This window comes from Sulfitobacter sp. THAF37, assembly GCF_009363555.1.
GTDB lineage: Bacteria > Pseudomonadota > Alphaproteobacteria > Rhodobacterales > Rhodobacteraceae > Sulfitobacter.
This window is the reverse complement of record NZ_CP045378.1, coordinates 41970-60008: the sequence shown is the minus strand read 5'-3', so window position 1 is coordinate 60008 and position 18039 is coordinate 41970. Positions and strand designations below refer to the sequence as shown.

Annotated in this window: 21 protein-coding genes and 1 pseudogene; 20 read left to right on the top strand and 2 right to left on the bottom strand. The window is 60.8% G+C overall.

The genetic code is table 11. The features are described from left to right. Positions 1 to 23 precede the first annotated feature (23 nt). Positions 24 to 957, bottom strand: a pseudogene (locus tag FIU94_RS20610) (IS5 family transposase). Positions 958 to 1209: 252 nt separating this feature from the next. Between FIU94_RS20610 and FIU94_RS20605 the strand changes: the two are divergent. The 8 genes from FIU94_RS20605 (at position 1210) to FIU94_RS20570 (ending at position 8470) form a co-directional block, all read left to right on the top strand. Further along, positions 1210 to 2112: an alpha/beta hydrolase gene (locus FIU94_RS20605; RefSeq protein ID WP_009827026.1), complete on the top strand. Its 903-nt coding sequence runs from the start codon at positions 1210 to 1212 to the stop codon at positions 2110 to 2112. Between the two features lie 125 nt (positions 2113 to 2237). Beyond that, on the top strand, positions 2238 to 3875 hold the full coding sequence (locus tag FIU94_RS20600; RefSeq protein WP_009827025.1) for an NAD(P)/FAD-dependent oxidoreductase: 1638 nt from the start codon (positions 2238 to 2240) through the stop codon (positions 3873 to 3875). A 72-nt stretch (positions 3876 to 3947) separates the two neighbouring features. Beyond that, positions 3948 to 4703, top strand: a complete 756-nt coding sequence (locus tag FIU94_RS20595; RefSeq protein ID WP_037954867.1) for an SDR family NAD(P)-dependent oxidoreductase — start codon at positions 3948 to 3950, stop codon at positions 4701 to 4703. 76 nt (positions 4704 to 4779) lie between these two features. Continuing rightward, positions 4780 to 5538 carry an electron transfer flavoprotein subunit beta/FixA family protein gene (locus FIU94_RS20590; protein WP_009827023.1) on the top strand — a complete coding sequence of 253 codons (759 nt, stop codon included), beginning with the start codon at positions 4780 to 4782 and terminating at the stop codon, positions 5536 to 5538. After that, positions 5538 to 6464: an FAD-binding protein gene (locus FIU94_RS20585; protein WP_009827022.1), complete on the top strand. Its 927-nt coding sequence runs from the start codon at positions 5538 to 5540 to the stop codon at positions 6462 to 6464. Before FIU94_RS20590 ends, FIU94_RS20585 begins: the two co-directional genes overlap by 1 nt. Then, positions 6461 to 7660, top strand: a complete 1200-nt coding sequence (gene pcaF, locus FIU94_RS20580) for a 3-oxoadipyl-CoA thiolase (RefSeq protein WP_007120599.1) — start codon at positions 6461 to 6463, stop codon at positions 7658 to 7660. The genes FIU94_RS20585 and pcaF overlap by 4 nt, the downstream gene beginning before the upstream one ends. Positions 7661 to 7983: 323 nt before the next feature. After that, on the top strand, positions 7984 to 8193 hold the full coding sequence (locus FIU94_RS20575) for a helix-turn-helix domain-containing protein (protein WP_007120600.1): 210 nt from the start codon (positions 7984 to 7986) through the stop codon (positions 8191 to 8193). A gap of 76 nt (positions 8194 to 8269) precedes the next feature. Further along, entirely contained in the window at positions 8270 to 8470 is a 201-nt protein-coding gene (locus FIU94_RS20570) for a hypothetical protein (RefSeq protein WP_007120601.1), read from the top strand. On the opposite strand, the gene FIU94_RS20565 is transcribed toward FIU94_RS20570, so the two are convergent. Next, positions 8464 to 9042 carry a hypothetical protein gene (locus FIU94_RS20565; protein WP_007120602.1) on the bottom strand — a complete coding sequence of 193 codons (579 nt, stop codon included), beginning with the start codon at positions 9040 to 9042 and terminating at the stop codon, positions 8464 to 8466. The two genes, FIU94_RS20570 and FIU94_RS20565, sit on opposite strands and share 7 nt — an antisense overlap. A gap of 132 nt (positions 9043 to 9174) precedes the next feature. On the opposite strand from FIU94_RS20565, the gene FIU94_RS20560 reads away from it, so the two are divergent. The 12 genes from FIU94_RS20560 (at position 9175) to FIU94_RS20505 (ending at position 18039) form a co-directional block, all read left to right on the top strand. Next, positions 9175 to 9489 (top strand): hypothetical protein, encoded by a 315-nt coding sequence (locus FIU94_RS20560; RefSeq protein ID WP_007120603.1) that lies wholly within the window; start codon positions 9175 to 9177, stop codon positions 9487 to 9489. A gap of 79 nt (positions 9490 to 9568) precedes the next feature. Next, positions 9569 to 10126 carry a lytic transglycosylase domain-containing protein gene (locus FIU94_RS20555; RefSeq protein WP_007120604.1) on the top strand — a complete coding sequence of 186 codons (558 nt, stop codon included), beginning with the start codon at positions 9569 to 9571 and terminating at the stop codon, positions 10124 to 10126. Positions 10127 to 10142: 16 nt separating this feature from the next. Further along, positions 10143 to 10424: a TrbC/VirB2 family protein gene (locus FIU94_RS20550; protein WP_007120605.1), complete on the top strand. Its 282-nt coding sequence runs from the start codon at positions 10143 to 10145 to the stop codon at positions 10422 to 10424. A 15-nt stretch (positions 10425 to 10439) separates the two neighbouring features. Further along, positions 10440 to 10718: a type IV secretion system protein VirB3 gene (locus FIU94_RS20545; protein ID WP_038070148.1), complete on the top strand. Its 279-nt coding sequence runs from the start codon at positions 10440 to 10442 to the stop codon at positions 10716 to 10718. Then, entirely contained in the window at positions 10693 to 13086 is a 2394-nt protein-coding gene (locus FIU94_RS20540) for a type IV secretion system protein B4 (RefSeq protein ID WP_007120607.1), read from the top strand. The genes FIU94_RS20545 and FIU94_RS20540 overlap by 26 nt, the downstream gene beginning before the upstream one ends. Next, positions 13083 to 13292 (top strand): hypothetical protein, encoded by a 210-nt coding sequence (locus tag FIU94_RS20535; protein ID WP_007120608.1) that lies wholly within the window; start codon positions 13083 to 13085, stop codon positions 13290 to 13292. Before FIU94_RS20540 ends, FIU94_RS20535 begins: the two co-directional genes overlap by 4 nt. Next, positions 13289 to 14401, top strand: coding sequence for a lytic transglycosylase domain-containing protein (locus tag FIU94_RS20530; protein ID WP_007120609.1), 1113 nt, complete (start codon positions 13289 to 13291; stop codon positions 14399 to 14401). Before FIU94_RS20535 ends, FIU94_RS20530 begins: the two co-directional genes overlap by 4 nt. After that, positions 14398 to 15165, top strand: a complete 768-nt coding sequence (locus tag FIU94_RS20525; protein ID WP_007120610.1) for a type IV secretion system protein — start codon at positions 14398 to 14400, stop codon at positions 15163 to 15165. Before FIU94_RS20530 ends, FIU94_RS20525 begins: the two co-directional genes overlap by 4 nt. A gap of 8 nt (positions 15166 to 15173) precedes the next feature. Continuing rightward, positions 15174 to 15599 carry a hypothetical protein gene (locus FIU94_RS20520; protein ID WP_007120611.1) on the top strand — a complete coding sequence of 142 codons (426 nt, stop codon included), beginning with the start codon at positions 15174 to 15176 and terminating at the stop codon, positions 15597 to 15599. Then, a complete protein-coding gene (locus FIU94_RS20515; protein WP_007120612.1) occupies positions 15600 to 16613 on the top strand; it encodes a type IV secretion system protein in 1014 nt (337 codons plus the stop codon). Between the two features lie 17 nt (positions 16614 to 16630). Then, positions 16631 to 17311: a virB8 family protein gene (locus FIU94_RS20510; RefSeq protein WP_007120613.1), complete on the top strand. Its 681-nt coding sequence runs from the start codon at positions 16631 to 16633 to the stop codon at positions 17309 to 17311. Positions 17312 to 17316: 5 nt separating this feature from the next. After that, positions 17317 to 18039 carry a TrbG/VirB9 family P-type conjugative transfer protein gene (locus FIU94_RS20505; protein ID WP_007120614.1) on the top strand — a complete coding sequence of 241 codons (723 nt, stop codon included), beginning with the start codon at positions 17317 to 17319 and terminating at the stop codon, positions 18037 to 18039.

Below are 18039 nucleotides of genomic sequence, written 5' to 3'. Positions count from 1 at the left end.
GGTTGCCCTTTCCCCGGATAAACTTATCCCACAGCTTCCGTAACGGGTATGCCGAGTGCAGTGTATCCGTTCAGGACGGCGATGCGGACTGGGAGTGCCGCGACCTGACGGTCAAAGTCCCGCGCTATAAGGCGATGCCCCAGCGACATGACACAGTTCATTTTCGTCTCGACACTGCTTCGGCGGTGGTATCCGCTCCATCGTCGCCAGAGCGCGCGAGCCAGGCACTTCGCCGCGCGCAGGGCCTCGTTTCGCGCCACGGCTCCGGCGGTGATGGTCTTCCATGGCTTTGCGTTCTTGCGTGGCGGGATAACGGCGTGGGCACCACGGTCAGCAATTGCGTCGTGGCATTTCCGTGTGTCGTAGGCACCGTCAGCCATGACACTGCCGATCTACTGGTCCGCCGGGATCTGGTTGAGGAGGTCGGGTAAAACCCATGCATCGCCGATGTGGCTCCCTGTGACCTCGTCACTGCGCGAACCTCCAGTGTTTCCTCGTCAACCCCGAGATGGATCTCGGTCCAGACGCGCCGTTTGGGTCCACCATGCTTGCGGGCGTGCCACTCGCCTTCGCCCGCGACTTTGATACGCGTGCTGACAGCAGGTGCAGCGGCCCCTTGGAGCCGCGATTCGAGATGTTCACGGCCAGGGTCTTCTGACGCCGGGACAGGGTGCTGAAGTCGGGCACAGTCCGGACGAGACCAACCAGCTGCAGCAGGCTCTAGACGAACCCAGTCGTCTACCGGAGCGCCATGCCGAATAACACCTTCATGGAAAGGCAGGTCTGGCTGGAGGCATCGCTGTAGGTCTGCTGCCGGCCACGACTGCCTATCGGCGCGGCCTCCCAGCTCATTTCGGGGTCGAACCAGATTGCCAGAGCGCCCCGGCGCTTGAGCGCTTCATTGTAGGCTCGCAAGTTCCTGGTGTTGTAGGTCGGGGGTGCAGTCTGCTCATGCACCCCGGCTACCAAGCCGGGTTCATAAGATGGATCCCGCACGGAATTTGTTCAACAGAGCCTAGTAGCAGGCATATCTGCCTCACGACAGGCTGAGCAAGATCATACAATTTCCAAAGCAGGTATGTTCAATACACGGTGCATTCTTCGCCCTTACTCTGAGATCATTGGCGTACGCCTCAGACCGTTTGACGCCTCCGAGATTGGCGACGTCAGGTGGTGGCTTTGCCAAATGTTACTCTTGGGAGGATAAATATGGAAATCAGTAGAGAAGCGGATACGCTGCGGGCGCTTTATCAGAATTGGACCGATCAGATGGTCGAGAACCCAGACCTGACGATCGCGAACTTGCGCAGCATGTTCGATGAATGGGGGCAGCCTGCTCTAGAGCCGGAAAACGTTAGCTACAAAAGCGATCATATCGGAGGAGTCGAGGCTATCTGGGCACTGCCTGTCGGGGCCGATACCTCGCGTGTAATTGTTTACACTCATGGTGGCGGCTTTGCCGTCGGCTCAGCCGATAGTCATCGGAAAATGGCAGGGCACCTCGCTAAGGTGCTTGGGGTTACGTCGGTGATCCTGCACTATCGACGCGCACCCGAGCACCCATTTCCGGCGCAGATCGAAGATGCGGTAGCCGCGTACACAGCATTGCTGGATAAGGGCTTCAAGGCAAGAAATATTCTGACCGCTGGCGACAGTGCTGGCGGCAATCTTGCCATCGCCAGCGTGCTGAAATTTCGCGAACTTGGGCTGCCACTGCCCGGAGCGGTCATCGCATATTCGCCCTGGCTAGACATGGCGATGCGCGGGGAAACACTGGAAACCAACGCGGAAACCGATGCGCTAGTCGGGAAACCGATTCTCGAAGCGATGGCGGGAATGTTCCTCGGTGAAGGCACTGATCAGCTAAATCCGTTGGCCAACCCTCTGGAGAACGATTTCACCGGTTACCCGCCGCTTTATATCAATGCCGGAGGGGCTGAGACGCTTAGGAGCGATGCCGAGCGGTTGCACGAAAAGGCCAAGGCACAGGGCGTAAATGTGACCCTGTCTATCGTCGAAGGCATGCAGCATGTCTTTCCCGCGCTTTCGGGACGCGCGCCCGAGGCGAACGAGGAACTTGGTCGCATCGCCGCATGGTATCAGGCCCTCTGACACCTGTACTCGCACTGCATTGCGGTGCGGTGCGGTGCGGTGCGAGAGAAACCCCTACGACACATTCATCTGCCATCTCACCCGCAAACTGCGGGGCGGAGCAGTCTTACTCTGGGAGGAGTGACATGAACATTCAGACTGAGATTACTAAAACATCCGGAGCGGATTACGACGCAGTCGTCATTGGCGCGGGCTTCGGCGGGCTTTACGCCGTCCACAAACTTCGCAACGAGCAGGGACTGAACGTCCGGGGCTATGACAGCGCCAGTGACGTTGGCGGCACCTGGTGGTGGAACCGATATCCCGGTGCGCTGTCGGACACGGAAAGCTATGTCTACCGCTATTCTTTTGACAAAGAGTTGCTTCAAAAAGGCCGCTGGAAAACGCGGTATCTGACCCAGCCCGAGATCCTCGAATACATGAACGAGGTGGCGGATCATCTCGATCTCCGACGCAGCTACAAGTTCGACACCAAGGTGGACGGCGCGCACTATAATGAAAAAACCGGTCTCTGGAACGTGATCACTGATAGTGGTGAGACAGTTACCGCCAAATACCTTGTCACTGGCCTCGGTCTCTTGTCCGCAACGAATGTTCCAAAATTCAAGGGCATCGATGATTTCAAAGGCCGTATCTTACACACAGGTGCCTGGCCCGACGGCGTGGACTTGAGCAACAAACGCGTGGGCATTATTGGCACTGGCTCGACCGGTGTGCAGGTTATTACAGCAACGGCACCAGTTGCAAAACACCTGACTGTTTTTCAGCGCTCTGCACAATATGTCGTGCCGATTGGGAACACCCCGCAAGACGATGCTACCATCGCAGAGCAAAAGGCAAACTACGATAGTATCTGGAATCAAGTGAAGAATTCTGTTGTGGCCTTCGGCTTCGAAGAAAGCGTCAAGCCCGCCGAAACCGCCTCCCCCGAAGAACGGGAGCGGGTCTTCGAAGCCGCCTGGCAGCGCGGCGGTGGTTTCTATTTCATGTTTGGCACCTTTTGCGATATTGCGACCAGCCAAGTGGCCAATGATGCGGCCGCTGACTTCATCAAGGGCAAAATCAAGAAAATCGTGAAGGACCCCAAGGTCGCAGAGAAACTGACGCCGAAGGACCTTTACGCCAAGCGCCCGCTTTGCGGAAACAACTATTACGAGGTCTACAACCGAGACAACGTGACCCTCGCCGACGTTAAGGCCGATCCGATCGCAGAGTTCACTCCGAACGGCATACGTCTCGAAAGCGGCGAGGAGCATGAGCTTGACATCGTAATCTTTGCCACTGGCTTCGATGCGGTCGACGGCAATTACGTCAAAATGGACCTCCGCGGACGCGGAGGCGTGACCATGCGCGACACTTGGAAGGAAGGCCCGCTCGGTTACCTCGGCATGATGGAGGTCGACTTCCCGAACTTCTTCATGATCCTTGGCCCTAATGGCCCCTTCACCAACCTGCCCCCCAGCATTGAGACGCAAGTCGAATGGATCGCTGACACGATTTGCACGGTGGAAGAAGAGGGGGTTCGAAATGTGGAGCCAACCGTGGAAGCGCGCGATGCTTGGGTTCGCACCTGTCGTGAAATCGCCGACATGACACTCTTCCCCAAAGCTGAAAGCTGGATCTTCGGCGCAAATATCCCCGGAAAGAAGAATGCAGTAATGTTCTACATGGCCGGGATTGGCAATTACCGAAATGCCATTAATGCAGTGAAGGAGGAAGGTTATACATCCCTGATCCGCAACCGCACTGCCGAGAAGGTGTAAAGAATTCCGCCGGGCATCAAGAATCCCCGGCGGAACCAATTAAATTTGTTCATGAAAACTAGGGAGAGAGATTTGGGAAGGGTATTCGGAAAAGTCGCACTGGTAACAGGTGGAGCGATGGGCATGGGAAAAGCCCATTGTGAAACGCTGGCACGTGAAGGTGCGCATGTATTTGTAACCGACCGTGACACGGAAGCGGCTGAAAGCGTAGTGAAAGGTATCATTGAAGCCGGAGGGAAGGCGGAATTCATTCAACATGACGTGACGCTTGAAGAAGATTGGAAGAATGTCATCTCTACGGTGCAATCAAGTGCTGGTCGGCTTGATGTGCTAGTGAACAACGCTGGCATTCTCATTCTTAAGCCGCTCCACGAAACCTCGCCTGACGAATTTGACATGACGTTCAACGTCAATGTACGCGGTATTTATCTCGGCATCCGAGCCGCGGTTCCATTGATGAAAGAGGCCGAAAAGGCATCTATTATCAATATTTCTTCAATCTATGGGATTGTTGGAGCCGCTTCGGCGGGAGCCTACATTGGATCCAAAGGCGCCGTACGGATGTTGACGAAATCCTGCGCAGTCGACCTGGCTGAAAGTGGCATACGCGTGAATTCGATCCATCCCGGTGTCATCGATACTCCCATGACAAAAGATCTGCTACACGCCGACGAAGTTACCCGGCAGGCAATTCTGGGGGCGACGCTGCTCAAGCGACCAAGCAAACCTGAAGAGGTTTCGAATGCGGTCCTGTTCCTCGCATCGGATGAGTCATCGTTCGTTCACGGAGCAGAGATTGTAGTAGATGGCGGTTATACTGCGAATTGACAGGGACCCATCCCGAGTAACGGCTCGGAATCCGGGCCGTTACCACCATTGCAAATTTTGAAAACGATAAAAGCCAATGAAAATAATTGCTCCTATAAAACGCCTAATTGACCACAACGTGAAGGTTCGCGTTAAGGCGGACGGGAGCGGAGTTGATCTCGCGAATGTGAAGATGTCGATGAACCCGTTCGACGAGATTGCGGTCGAAGAGGCGATCCGGCTGAAGGAAGCGGGCAAGGCGGACGAGGTTGTCGTCGTCTCGATCGGCGTGAAGCAGGCGCAGGAAACGCTGCGCACGGCGCTGGCGATGGGCGCGGACCGGGCGATCCTGGTTGTGGCCGCCGATGACGTGCACCAGGACATCGAGCCGCTGGCGGTGGCCAAGATCCTGAAGGCCGTGATCGACGCCGAGGCGCCGGGCCTGGTGATCGCGGGCAAGCAGGCGATCGACAATGACATGAACGCCACCGGCCAGATGCTGGCGGCGCTGCTGGGCTGGGGCCAGGCGACCTATGCCTCCGAGGTCGGGATCGAAGGCGATCATGCCGTCGTGACCCGCGAAGTGGATGGCGGGTTGCAGACGATCAAGGTCAAGCTGCCGGCGATCGTCACCGCCGATTTGCGCCTGAACGAGCCGCGCTATGCCTCGCTGCCCAACATCATGAAGGCCAAGAAGAAGCCGCTGGATGAGAAGACCGCCGCCGATTACGGCGTCGATGTCACCCCGCGCCTGGAGATTGTGAAAACCGCCGAGCCCGCCGCACGGTCGGCAGGCGAGATGGTCGGCTCGGTCGACGAGCTGGTGTCGAAACTGAAAGAAAAGGGGATCGTGTAATGGCTGTTCTTCTCCTTGCAGAAATCGCCGGTGGCGCGCTGGCGCTGGACGCCACCGCCAAGGCGGTGACCGCTGCCAAATCGCTGGGCGATGTGACCGTTCTGGTTGCGGGCCCTGCTGCTGCGGGTCAGGCCGCGTCGCAGATCGACGGCGTGGCGAAGGTTGTGGTCGCGGATGACGCGGCCTACGCCAACGGCCTGGCCGAGCCGGTCGCCGATCTGGTGGTCAGCCTGGCAGGCAATTATGAACATATCGTTGCTCCCTCCACGGCAAGCGCGAAAAACATCCTGCCGCGCGTTGCGGCGCTGCTGGATGTGATGGTTCTGTCGGACGTGACGGCCATCCTGGACGGGTCCACGTTCGAGCGCCCGATCTACGCGGGCAACGCGATGCAGACGGTAAAGTCCAACGATTCCAAGAAGTTACTGACCGTCCGCACCACCGCCTTCGACGCGGCTGGCCAGGGTGGCTCGGCCGCCGTCGAGGCCATCGCAGCAGCCGGCAACGCGGGCCTGAGCGCCTGGGTCGAGGACAAGGTCGCGGCGTCGGATCGTCCGGAACTGACCTCGGCCAAGGTCGTGGTCTCGGGCGGGCGCGGCGTCGGTTCCGAGGAAAATTTCGCGATTATTGAAGCACTTGCGGACAAACTGGGTGCTGCCGTCGGCGCCTCGCGCGCGGCTGTGGACTCTGGGTTCGCACCGAACGACTGGCAGGTCGGCCAGACCGGCAAGGTCGTGGCGCCCGAGCTGTATATCGCGGTCGGGATTTCCGGGGCAATTCAACACCTTGCGGGGATGAAGGACAGTAAGGTCATCGTCGCCATCAACAAGGACGAAGAGGCCCCCATCTTCCAAATCGCCGATTACGGCCTCGTCGCAGACCTCTTCGACGCAGTCCCGGACCTGACAAAGGCACTCAAAGAATGACAAACGTCTATATCTGCGATTACATCCGCACACCAATCGGTCGCTATGGCGGCGCGCTTTCTTCTGTGCGAGCCGACGATCTTGGCGCAATCCCACTCAGGGCCTTGGCCAGCCGAAACCCGGGGCTAGATCTAGCGACCATTGACGAAGTGATTTTTGGCTGCGCCAACCAAGCGGGAGAGGACAACCGTAATGTTGCTCGCATGTCGCTTCTACTAGCTGGATTTCCGGATTGTGTACCGGGGACAACAATGAATCGGTTGTGCGGGTCGGGCATGGATGCGATAATCACGGCCGCCCGCGCTATCAAATCAGGAGAGGCCGATCTCATTGTCGCAGGTGGTGTGGAAAGCATGTCGCGTGCTCCGTTTGTGATGCCAAAAGCTACAACAGTATTCTCGCGCGAGAATAGTGTGGAAGACACCACCATCGGCTGGCGCTTCGTCAATAGACTGATGAAGAGCCAATACGGCGTCGACAGTATGCCTGAAACGGCCGAAAACGTGGCTGAAGTCTTCGGCATCAACCGCGCCGACCAAGATGCTTTCGCCCTACATTCCCAGCAAAAGGCGAGCGTTGCTATGGCGAACGGTCGTTTGGCCCGTGAAATTGTCCCGGTAGAGATTCCTCAGCGAAAGGGGGAGCCAAAGATCGTCGTACAGGATGAACACCCTCGCGCGAGTACGACTTTGGAAGCGCTCGCCCAACTGAAAACTTTCGTAAAAGCGGATGGCACGGTAACCGCAGGGAATTCTTCAGGCGTGAACGATGGTGCCGCAGCATTGATCCTTGCCACCAGCGACGTCGCAAAAAAATTTGGCCTCACGCCGGTCGCAAGGGTCTTGGGCGGCGCAACCGCCGGCGTTGCACCGCGCATCATGGGTTTCGGGCCGGCACCGGCGTCGAAAAAGCTGATGGCGCGACTTGGACTGAAACAAGAAGACTTCTCGGTGATCGAACTTAACGAAGCCTTTGCTTCGCAGGGTCTGGCCACACTACGGCACCTGGGGATCGCGGATGATGATGCCCGCGTGAACCCAAACGGCGGCGCTATTGCTCTCGGCCATCCGCTTGGCATGTCGGGTGCCCGCATCACCGGCTCAGCGATGCTGGACCTCAAACCTGGAGAAAAGTCGTTGTCGACCATGTGTATTGGCGTGGGACAGGGAATTGCAATCGCACTCGAAGCTGTCTGAGGTGCCGTGACAGCCTAAAAATTACCATAATCATGATTACGCGATTATTGGTCGACCCCAAATTTTCCGTGTAGAATTCGCCCTCTACCACCTCCCTGTGGGCGATACCCTGGCGGTACCGGAACCTCTCTCCGGTGCCGCCCTTTCCTGAAAGAACGATTGAACGGCCCATAATGTTTGCGAGACGGATCATCACGTGACCTGCGTTTCGGCAGGCATTCCATTCCGGCGATCTCGCGCCATCCCAAGATTTCTTCTCTGCACTTCCGAATGTAACATATATCGCGTGGCGATATTTCGCGCATCGTGTCCGTTTCAACGGCATGAACTTGCGGGACCGTGTAGCACTAAACATCCAGGAATTGAGACGCGCCCGCAGCCTCAGCCAGGAGGAGCTTGCTCATCGGGCCGATGTGAGTCGCGGCCATATGGGCAAGCTCGAGAACGCCAAGTTCGCGGCCTCCCTCGACCTTCTCGAACGTATCGCCAAAGCACTGAACGTAGATCCAGCAGAGCTCTTCACAAAACGCTAGCCAGTTTTTGCCAGCCCCTGATGCGTCCTGGAGCGGAACGTCTCAAGAGGTAGTCAAATGGAGTGCAGAGAGTTCGATGGGTAAGAAGAAGACAGGCTGGCCCTTCCAGAACGGGTTTCTGAACGACGGTGCGCAGGAGATTCACCTGTTCACCGATTACCGTTGGAATGATGGCTCGGTGAGCCGCCGCTGGCATGTCGATCCAGAACGCTTTGATGCTTGTCTGGTCGAGCTTCGCCCAGTTTCCCTGAAGGCATCAGACCGTTCGGATCAGTAGGAGAACCACTCCGAGTGGCCCATGTTGCCCTCGTAGTCGCCGTATTCAACCATGATACTGCGCAAATAGAAGTACGAGGAACCTCCGCCGGTCGGATAGGCGATCTCCTGACCGCCTTCCGATACGAATGCCTCGGGCCAGGGCGTGTGGGATCGGTAGACCCGCTGGATGTACCGGCAGGTGCGGTTCTCTCGGTCGCAGGAACGGAGAGACCAGTCCCAATACTGTTCACCTCCCCTTTCTCTATAGGCTTGACCGGTGAACCAGATCACATGGGTGCGGTTCAGCCATTCGTATTCGGGCAGAGTGGTGTCGAGCTCGCCCTCCCCGCCGGGCCCGCCCAGCTCGACCGGCACATGTGCGAAGGTGCAGACCCCGAAGGGCGGCAGGCTCGGCCAGGGCGTGATGCGGCGGATCATAGTGCGATAGGCCCGTGCACAGACTGCGCTCGGTGGGAAGCCGCCAGCCATGCAGAGCATGATGGCGCAGTCGATGTCATAGGCCTGCGCCTTCCCCGGGGCTCCGAACACCGCCATCACCCCCATCGCCGCTGCCATCGCCTGTCGCTTCATGTCGCTCTCCCGCAAAAGTTGCGCAGACTATCGCGCAATATGTGTTTATCTGCAATATGTCGTATTGACTCCATATGACTTTATGGATTTAAGCGCAGGAAGTAGAAGGGCTCTCGTGGGGAGAGTCCGAACATGCCGATAGCGCGCAACCAGATCCTGATCACCATCGATGGTGTCAAAGACCTGTCCGAACAGGGCATCGCGTTCCGCTGCCGGTATGAACTCGTGGGGTTCACGGACGATGGCAAGCCGCGCTACCAGTGCATCTACCTGCGCGAGGGTGAGCCGGAAGCCATTCTGGTCTCGACCCGGATCACCCCGCACGGGCCTGAGCCGCGGTATTTCAACATATGGCCAGGGCTCTTCAAACATCATCTCGAGTTCGGTGACGGGCGCGATCTGCGCTTTGGTCCTGACTACAGCATCACCCTCGAGGAGCGCGGCTGACGTTATCGCCTTCGGCCGCGACGGCACAGCCCGGACTTCGGGCTGGACCTTTCACGGTGAGCGCCCTGCCTGGGCTGGTTTGGAACATAGCGCTGAAGCCGAGGTCGTTCTGGCCTCGTTGGACGCCACGCCGCCTTCCAGTCGCGACGACACCCTCTCCCTGATCCGCACGACTGCCGTCCGCCACCAGGGGAACCGTGCCCTGCGGCAGGTCAGCCTTGATGCGGACGACTGGCAAATTCTGTTCCGCGCCCTGGTCGAGGCTGAAAGCAGCTACAACCCGACCGCCGTCAGCCCGAAGGATGCCTATGGTCTTGGCCAGCTGATGCCGGATACTGCCCGTGCGCTCGGCGTCGATCCGCGCGATCCCTCCCAGAACCTCGACGGCGCGGCGCGGTATCTGCTCGCACAACTCGGAACGTTCAAGGACATCGACTTGGCGCTCGCGGCCTACAATGCCGGACCGCACCGGGTGGTCGAGTATTCCGGCATCCCGCCTTTCATCGAGACCCGCGACTACATCGCGCGCATCCACCGGATCCGGTCCCGACTTGCGGGTACACCTGTTTCCGCGCCGGACATCCGCGTCGCAGACCGGGTTCCAGCCCGCGCGCCGGTCCTCATCGATCTTCAGTAAAACAAGGGAACTTCGCATGCTTCGACATCGCCTCAGCCGCCTCTTGCCTGCCACCACAACCTTGGCGGCTCTCGCAAGCCCTGCCTTCGCGCAGGACTTGTCGCCGATCCAGACCATGCTGGAAACCGTCGAGGCCGCGCTGACCGGTCCGATTGGGATCGCGGTTGCCACACTCGCCGTCATCGGCACTGGTTTCATGTGCATGATGGGGCGGCTGAACTGGGGCTGGTTCGCCTCGGTCATCATCGGGATCGTGCTGATCTTCTCGGCCGGCACCATCGTCGACGGCTTCTCCTGAGGTTGGAGAATAGAGTTGGCAGAACGATCCCCCCTTTTTCTGGGCCTCGCCCGACCGCCCAAGTATCTGGGCCTCCCTGTCGGATACCTCGTGGTGCTGGCGACCGGGGTCGTTCTGCCGTTCATCTGGACCAAGTCCATGGTCTTCTTCCTGATCGGCCTCGTCGCCTATCCGATCCTCTGGTTCGTCGCCGACCGCGAGCCGCATTTCTTCGAGGTCCTGCGCGTTTCCTACGGCTCGGTGCGCCCGACGAAGAACCGCGCCCTGCATGGAGGCGACAGCTTTGGCGCTTGATGCGGGCACACTTTCCACTCACGGAACCGCTCTGCTTCAGGCTGGCGGCGGGGAGTTCGCGCGGGAGAGCTATCTCGCTGATCACCTGCCGTATTTCGCGCTTGCCGATGACGATGTGATGGTGCTGCGCGAGGGCGATCTGATGGCGACCCTGCGCCTTGATGGTCTGAACCCGATGACCAGCGAAGACGCACGGCTCGATGCGCTCAAGCGCGCGGTTGCCGCCATCGTCGCCCAGACCGGCAATGCCTTCGGCTTTTACATCCACCGCATCTCCGTGCCACAGGATCTGGGGATGCGCCCCATCGAGGGCGACAGCTTCGCCGCCGCGATAGATGCCCGCTGGCAGGCCCATGTGAAAGACCTGCGCCCGGCCAAGCGCCAACTCTATCTCAGCGTGATCCGGCGCCCCGATATCTCCGCGCGCATTCCATTCCTTCGGACGCTGGCCCGCAAAGCCTGGGTCAAGGACCGCGCGACGCGCCTGCAGGAGCTGAACGAGGTCATGGGCTTTTTCGAGGTGGCTCTGTCTTCGGCCAACCCTGTGCGCCTGACCCGCACGGGTGGTGAATGGCTGGGCTATCTAAACACGCTGAACGCGGGCAGCTTCTCCCCCATAGCCTTCGGACAAAGCGCTCTGCCTCTTTCACATATTTTGAGCAATTGCCGCGCGACCTTCGACGGCGACGTCGTCACCCTGACCGACGCCGTGACTGGGCGGGTCAAATACGGCGCGCTCTTTTCGATGAAGACCTACCCGGCATTGACCGATGTGACGCTGCTCGACGCGCTCGACCTGCCGCTCGACATCGTGCTCACGAACTCCTTCAGCCCGATCCCGAACAACATCATGGCCGAACGCATCCAGCGCATCATCCGCCAGATGCAGGCCTCCGACGATGCGGCCGTCTCCCTGCGCGAACAATTGGGCCAGGCTGCCGACGACCAGGAGGCAGGACGCATCGCCTTCGGGGACCATCACCTCTCCATCGCGGTCTACGCGCCGGACCGCGACACGCTCGAACGGGCCGCCGCCCAGATCAAACGCGTGGGTCAGGAGATCATGTCCGTCATCGTGCGCGAGAACATGGCGCTGAAAGCCACCTACTTCGCACAATCCCCCGGCAATTTCGGCTACCGCGCTCGCAAGACGCCGATTTCCTCCATCAATTTCGCCGACTTCGCAGCTCTGCATGGTAGCGTCGAAGGACGCGGTCCTGATCAGTCGCCCTGGGGTCAGACCATTTCGGTCCTGCCCACGGTCGGCACCTCTGGTTATCGCTTCAATTTCCACGAGGCGGGAGCCCCAGGCAAGGAACCGACCGTTGGCCATACGCTGGTTCTGGGGCGCACCGGGACCGGCAAGACGCTCACCACTGCCTTTCTCGCAGCGCAGGCGCAGCGGGTCGGCGCACGGCTTTTCTTCTTCGACAAGGATCGCGGCCTGGAGATGGCCGTGCGCGCCCTCGGCGGGCGCTATAACGAAATCCGGGCTGGCGTGCCGACAGGTCTGAACCCGCTCGCCACCGAAACCGACGAGCGCGGCCGCGCCTGGCTCTCGGACTGGCTTGCGACACTTCTCACACGGAATGGCACGCTCTCGGGCGAGCAATCCCGCCATATCCAAAGCGCGGTCGGCCAGAACGCCGATGCGGGGGCGGCGCTGCAGCGTTTCGCCAGTTTCGAGACCCTGTTCCAGTCACTCGATGATGATGGCGAGCTGCAATCCCGCGTTGCCGAATGGGCCCCCGGCGGGCGCTATGGCTGGGTGTTCGACGAGCCCGAGCGCGGCGCGGGCCTCAAGCTCACGGGCGACATCGTCGGGTTTGATATGACCGAGATCCTCGACATGACGACCGAGCGCATGGCGGTACTCTCCTACATCTTCCGCCAGATCGAACGCGTGGTCGAAGACCGCCGTCCCACCATCATCGTGCTCGACGAAGCGTGGAAGCTCTTGGACGATCCGTATTTCGGGGCGCGGCTGGAAAACTGGCTGGTGACGCTTCGCAAGATGAACTGCGTCGTCATCATGATGACGCAGTATCCGAGCCAGTTGCGCGACAGCCGCGTCGGCAAAACCATCGTCGAGACGGTGCCGACGCAGATCCTCTTCCCGAACGATCGCGCCACCGTCTCCGATTACGATTTTCTCCGCGTCAACGCCAAGGAGGCTGCCCTTCTCGTGCAGCCGACCATCGGCCAGCGCATCGCGCTTATCCGCTCGGCGGGCGACAGCGTCTTCGTCGATGCCGATCTCTCCGCACTTGGCGACCTCCTTCCCATCCTTGGCGGCGGCGCCACTGGCGAGGCCCGCGTGCCTGCCGATTGGCGCGCCAATCCCGATTTCTGGAGACATGTGATATGAGTTCGAAACCCCTCCTCGCGCTTTGCGCCGCCGCGAGCCTTCTTTCCGCTTGCGAGAAATACACCGAGAAAACCTCGCCCTGTTTCGGACGCAATGGCGAGCCGCAAGTGACGCGGTCCGCCCTGTCCTTCTCGACCATGGGCGCACCGGTGCAGGAGACGGCCAAGCCTGACTGCACCTTCGAGCCCCTGCCCCGTTCGGAATGAGCCGCGCCGCGATCATATCCGCCGGGCTCTGCCTCGGCCTCAGCGCCCTGCCTGCGCATGCCCAGGGCGTGCCGACACAGGACAATTCCGCGATCGGTCGCGCCATCGCCCGGGTGAGGGCATTGGCCGAGGATCTAAGCGTCCAGCAGGACAAGGATCGGACCGAGTCCACGCTGGCGGATGTGCAGGCCGACCAGCTGCGCGTCCTCGAGGAAATGACCGCTGCCATTACCGGGCCTGGCTTCGACATCCGTGCGCTCGAGGGCAATGCGGATTTCGGGGTGGCGGCGGTCTATCCCAATACCGATCCAAGCCCGATGAACAGCCGCCTCTTCGGCGAGGGCCGCGAGACGGTCGAGATGATGATCGTCGAGGTCGCCGGCGAGTTCGCAGGCGCGCCCGGTGTGGCCCGCGCCGGTCTCTCGGCCACCCAGTGGCGCTGCCTCTTCCAGGCTCTGATTAAACAGGAGAGTCGCTTCAACGTCGCCGCTGAAAGCCCGGTCGGGGCTTATGGCCTGACCCAGCTCATGCCTGGCACCGCCTCCGATCTCGGCGTCGACCGCTATGACGTGAAAGACAACCTCCGCGGCGGCGCGCGCTATATCACCACCCAGCTCAACCGCTTCGGCAACATACCCCATGCGCTCGCGGCCTATAACGCGGGGCCGGGTCGGGTCATCGAATACGGGGGCGTGCCGCCCTTTGCCGAGACCCAAGGCTATGTGCGCAACATCTCGAAATTCTACAACGAATACCTCGCTGTGGTGGGCGGTGCCGACGCGCTTGGCACGCTCTCGCCCTCGGATTTTGCGCTCGCCGAATATGCCAGCATCTCCGAGGCGGGCGTCTATTACGCCGCCGACAGTTCGGCAACGACCGAGCAAGTGATCAACCGCCTCCGCGCGATCATCCTGCAGATCGATGCGCAACCCAATGCCAAGGCGGCCTGGGAACTCAACACCTACGCCAAGGCCGAGATTGGCCGCATCCTCAACCTTCGCGTCCGGCTGATGGCCGCCAACCAGCAGCGCGAGGCGGTCTATGCGCAGCACCTCGTCGCAGACCGGTTGGCGGAGCGCGACTTCATGCAGATGGGAGTTCCCGAATGAGACAGCTTCTCCTGACCGTGGCCGCGGTCGCCACACTCGGGTTTACCTCGCCCGCAACGGCCCAGGGCGTCCCAACCTTTGATGGCTCGCAGCTTGGTCAACTCGTGGCGCAGCTCGAACACATGGCCGAGGACCTGAATGTCCAGATGCAGCAGCTCGCCACAATGCGGCTGGAACTGGAAACCCAGCTCTCGCAGCTCACGAACCTCGAGGCGCAACTGACCTCGCTCATTGAAGGCAGCGGGCTCGGAGAACTCTTCGCCACGGTCGAAGAATTCCGAGCGCTGCGCGGCAAGCTGGTGGCGCCCCTCAATACCGCACAATCGCTGGCAAGCGGCGATTTTCTCAGCGGCTTCAATCCGGGTGCAGAACTCTCGGCCTCGGTCGAACGGGTGCTTTCGGGCAGCGGGTTTACTTCGGAACGCCTGAGCACGCTTTCTGGCTCGGATGAGCCCGCCGATAACCGCATCGCCGCTTCCGCCGGGGCCAGCGCCATGCTCTCCGTCGCGGCACAGGAAAGCCACGAAGAAGCGGGCCAAAGCCTTGAGCGGCTCGAGACCATGGTCGGGCTCATCGACGATCAGGACGGGCTGAAGGCTGCCGTCGATCTCAACACCCGCGTCACCGCCGAGCTTGGCATCATCCTGACCCAGATTTGGCGGCTGGAAGCGGCGCAAGGCGTGAGTGCCGGCCAGCTTGGCGTTGTCGATGCCGCGACCCTCGCGGATGAGCGCAAGTTCCGCTCGATGGCGGTGGATCCATGAGGCAAACCATGACCCGCAGCTTGGCTCCAGGCCGGGCGCTCGGTCTCGCCGCCCTTGTCTTGAGCATCCTGCACAATGCTGCGTCGGCCCAGACCCCGAGCACGAACCCTTCCGGCGACACGCCCTTCAACTCGATGGCCATCGCGCGGGATCAAACGGATGAATGTCGTGTTCCGAAACCCCCTACCGATCTGGCCGAAACCGCCTATCTGCGCAATGGCTACCGCGCGATCTTGCGCATCCTGATTGCCGAAGAGGCGCTCGCTTCGGAAACCTGCACCTGCCTGCTGGATCAGTTCGCCTGGGATCAGGCGCTTGCCGCCCTGCCCCGGTTCCAGACCTCGGACAACCCGCGCCTGCCCTTCAACGTGCTCGAGCTCTACGCCAAGGCGGACGCGCTCGAGGCGCAAGTTGTGGAGGCCTGTGCGGAGTAAATGGGGGTCATTCGCGACATCCTTGGCCAAGTCGACGCCGCGGTGAACACCGTGGCGCAGGACGGCTTTATCTCCTCGGCGGCCTCGGTCGGTAATGTCATCTCGGCGGGCGCGACGCTCCTTGTCGTGCTCCTCGGGATCAACGCGGTCATGCAGCTCCGCCCCCTGCCCTTCGGAACCGGGTTTGCCTTCGGGATGAAAGTGGCCCTGGTCGGGATCTTCGCGCAGAGTTGGGATAATTTCAGCGTCATCTATGACATCGTCACGCGCGTGCCCGACTCCGTGGGCGCCTCGATCCTGGCGCTTACCGGCTCGGGCGACGAGGCAGGGGTCTATGAGAGCCTCGACAATATGGTCGCCCGCATCACCGCCTATGGCGATACGATCGGCGACCGCGCGGGCTGGGTCTTCGGCGCGGTTCTGGGTGCCATCTTCTTCGTCCTCTCCGCCGTCTTCGCCGCCGTCACCGCAGGGATCATCGCCTTCGCCCGCATCGTCTTCGCGCTGATGATCGTCATCGCCCCCTTCATGATCGTGACCTCGCTGTTCAAACCGACCCAGTCCCTCTTCGAGGCCTGGACCCGCGCCACCATTGGCTACGCGCTCATGCCGGTCGCCGCAGCAGGCGCCGCGGGCATCATCGTCGCCATCGCCGAAGCGATCGGGGACGCCTCCGCCGATCCGGGCGATGTCGAAACCGTCAGCCTGATCCTGCCCTTCCTCGTCATTCTGATCCTCAGCGCCGGGATCATGGCCTCGGTGCCCTACATCGCCTCCAATCTCACCGGTGTCGTCGGCATCGCGTCCAATGCCGTCGGTCTCACGGGCCTTGCGCGCCAGGGGTTCGTGAACACACGGGAGTATGGCGCGGGCGCAACCTCGCGCCTCGTCACCGGCAAGTCCCCGCATGAGCTGAACCAGATGGCCAATGCGGGTGTGGTGAAGACCGGCGAGCTGATCCGGCAAAGCCCCGGCGCGCTTCTCTCCGCCGCCAAGGCCTTCCGCAAACCCTGATGTGAAAGACGACGACTTTGAAGAAGCTTGTGACCAGTTCCTCCGCGCCTGACCGCGACGCTTTCGAGGCGGATTTCATCTACGGGCCAAGACGGCGTGAGCGTTTCGCCTGGTTCGTTGCGGCGGCAGGCGTGCTGGTTGGTGTTGCCGGCATGGTCGCGGGCGCGAGCCTCTTTCCACTCAAATCGACCGAGACCTTCGTCGTCGTGGTCGACAAGGAAACCGGAGAGATGGACCGGGTCGCCGCCGTACAGGCGCTGACGCTTTCCGAGAGCGACGCCATCATCCAGGCCAATCTCGTGGCCTATGTCGATGATCGGGAAACCTATGACCTGACCGATGGCGAGCAGCGTATCAACTCGGTGCTCAACCGTTCCGATGGCGATGCCGCCCGCACGCTGCGCGATCTCTGGTCCTCGACCAACGAAGACTACCCGATCACCGTCTATGGCCGCGACGCCAAGATCGAGGTGGTGATCAAGTCCGTGAACCAGATCGAGCGCGGCGTGGCCCAGGTCCGCTTCACCCGCACGCTGCGCCGTCCCCGCGACACCCGCACCGTCACCCGGTCCTATGTCGCTACCGTTGGTTATGACTTCCAACCTGAAACCCGCCAGCGCCTTCAGGACGTCTGGGCCAACCCCTTGGGCTTCGTGGTGACCTCCTACCGCGTCGACGCCGAGACTCTGGAGAACTGACCAAGATGAAATCTCTGCCCGCGCTTTTCCTGGCGCTTGCCCTTCCTGTTGCCGCAAACGCCGAGGCCACGCCGCAAGGCGGCCCGCTCGACATCCGCATCCGCACCGCCGTCTATAGTGAAAACCAGGTCTATCGGATCGAAACCGATCTGAGGCATTCGACCACGATCCATTTCGGGGCGGGCGAGCGCTTCGAGGCCGTGATCGTCGGCGACACCGAAAGCTTCCAGGTCGATCCGATCCCAGAGCTTGGCAATGTGCTGACCATCAAACCGCATGTGGCCAATGCCTCCACCAACATGACGGTGATCACCAACCGACGCACCTATTCCTTCCACCTGCGCGAAGGCTCGATCCCGAACCGCACCGGCATGTTCTTCGAAGTCCGCTTCCGCTACCCCGATGAGGAACGTCGAGCGACGGCGGCTACCCAGCCCAAAGGCTTTGAGGCGCCCCGCAACTACAACTACCGCGTCTCGGGCGAAGGTGATTTCCGCCCCAGCCATATCTATGACGACGGGCGCTATACCTACTTCGTCATCCCGGAAAACGGTCGCCAGCCCGCCCTCTTCAAGGCCGATGACCAGGGCCGTGAGCGCACGGTCAACTGGACCCAGCAAGGCAACACGGTCCGGGTGCTTGGGGTGAACACCTACTGGTCGCTGCGTATCGGCGATGAGGCGATCTGCGCCTGGCGCGACGAGAGCGCCATCTACGTGAGCAACTGA

Excerpts from the sequence above, each read along its gene's own strand:
- FIU94_RS20605 (WP_009827026.1), top strand. The coding sequence starts at position 1,210 with ATGGAAATCAGTAGAGAAGCGGATACGCTGCGGGCGCTTTATCAGAAT.
- FIU94_RS20525 (WP_007120610.1), top strand. The coding sequence starts at position 14,398 with ATGAGACAGCTTCTCCTGACCGTGGCCGCGGTCGCCACACTCGGGTTT.
- FIU94_RS20505 (WP_007120614.1), top strand. The coding sequence starts at position 17,317 with ATGAAATCTCTGCCCGCGCTTTTCCTGGCGCTTGCCCTTCCTGTTGCC.
- FIU94_RS20520 (WP_007120611.1), top strand. The coding sequence starts at position 15,174 with ATGACCCGCAGCTTGGCTCCAGGCCGGGCGCTCGGTCTCGCCGCCCTT.
- FIU94_RS20565 (WP_007120602.1), bottom strand. The coding sequence starts at position 9,042 with ATGAAGCGACAGGCGATGGCAGCGGCGATGGGGGTGATGGCGGTGTTC.
- FIU94_RS20560 (WP_007120603.1), top strand. The coding sequence starts at position 9,175 with ATGCCGATAGCGCGCAACCAGATCCTGATCACCATCGATGGTGTCAAA.
- FIU94_RS20575 (WP_007120600.1), top strand. The coding sequence starts at position 7,984 with ATGAACTTGCGGGACCGTGTAGCACTAAACATCCAGGAATTGAGACGC.
- FIU94_RS20515 (WP_007120612.1), top strand. The coding sequence starts at position 15,600 with ATGGGGGTCATTCGCGACATCCTTGGCCAAGTCGACGCCGCGGTGAAC.
- FIU94_RS20590 (WP_009827023.1), top strand. The coding sequence starts at position 4,780 with ATGAAAATAATTGCTCCTATAAAACGCCTAATTGACCACAACGTGAAG.
- FIU94_RS20540 (WP_007120607.1), top strand. The coding sequence starts at position 10,693 with ATGGAGGCGACAGCTTTGGCGCTTGATGCGGGCACACTTTCCACTCAC.
- FIU94_RS20570 (WP_007120601.1), top strand. The coding sequence starts at position 8,270 with ATGGGTAAGAAGAAGACAGGCTGGCCCTTCCAGAACGGGTTTCTGAAC.
- FIU94_RS20585 (WP_009827022.1), top strand. The coding sequence starts at position 5,538 with ATGGCTGTTCTTCTCCTTGCAGAAATCGCCGGTGGCGCGCTGGCGCTG.
- FIU94_RS20550 (WP_007120605.1), top strand. The coding sequence starts at position 10,143 with ATGCTTCGACATCGCCTCAGCCGCCTCTTGCCTGCCACCACAACCTTG.
- FIU94_RS20600 (WP_009827025.1), top strand. The coding sequence starts at position 2,238 with ATGAACATTCAGACTGAGATTACTAAAACATCCGGAGCGGATTACGAC.
- pcaF (WP_007120599.1), top strand. The coding sequence starts at position 6,461 with ATGACAAACGTCTATATCTGCGATTACATCCGCACACCAATCGGTCGC.
- FIU94_RS20530 (WP_007120609.1), top strand. The coding sequence starts at position 13,289 with ATGAGCCGCGCCGCGATCATATCCGCCGGGCTCTGCCTCGGCCTCAGC.
- FIU94_RS20535 (WP_007120608.1), top strand. The coding sequence starts at position 13,083 with ATGAGTTCGAAACCCCTCCTCGCGCTTTGCGCCGCCGCGAGCCTTCTT.